This is a genomic window from Alcanivorax profundi (genome assembly GCF_003597125.1).
GTDB classification, from domain to species: domain Bacteria; phylum Pseudomonadota; class Gammaproteobacteria; order Pseudomonadales; family Alcanivoracaceae; genus Alcanivorax; species Alcanivorax profundi.
Genome location: NZ_QYYA01000075.1, coordinates 1 through 542 on the forward strand (window position 1 = coordinate 1; position 542 = coordinate 542).

The following is a 542-nucleotide window of genomic DNA, read 5'->3' on the forward strand; positions in this document are numbered from 1 at the left end:
TGTGAAGGTGCTGCATGGTTGTCGTCAGCTCGTGCCGTGAGGTGTCGGCTTAAGTGCCATAACGAGCGCAACCCCTCTCCTTAGTTGCCATCAGGTTAAGCTGGGCACTCTGGGGACACTGCCACCGTAAGGTGTGAGGAAGGTGGGGATGACGTCAAATCAGCACGGCCCTTACGTCCGGGGCTACACACGTGTTACAATGGCAGGTACAGAGAGACGGTCCCTTGCAAAACGGATCAAATCCTTAAAGCCTGTCTCAGTTCGGACTGGGGTCTGCAACCCGACCCCACGAAGCTGGATTCGCTAGTAATCGCGCATCAGCCACGGCGCGGTGAATACGTTCCCGGGCCTTGTACACACCGCCCGTCAAGCCATGAAAGCCGGGGGCGCCTAAAGTCCGTGACCGTAAGGAGCGGCCTAGGGCGAAACTGGTAATTGGGGCTAAGTCGTAACAAGGTAGCCGTACCGGAAGGTGCGGCTGGAACACCTCCTTTCTGGAGAGACGAATATATTTAGTGATTAGTGATTAATTATTATTGATT

At 54.8% G+C, this 542-nt stretch carries 1 rRNA gene; it reads left to right on the forward strand.

Features of this window, described 5'->3' with window-relative positions:
• Positions 1–494, forward strand: a 16S ribosomal RNA gene (locus D4A39_RS16940); the annotation flags it as partial.
• Positions 495–542 lie beyond the last annotated feature (48 nt).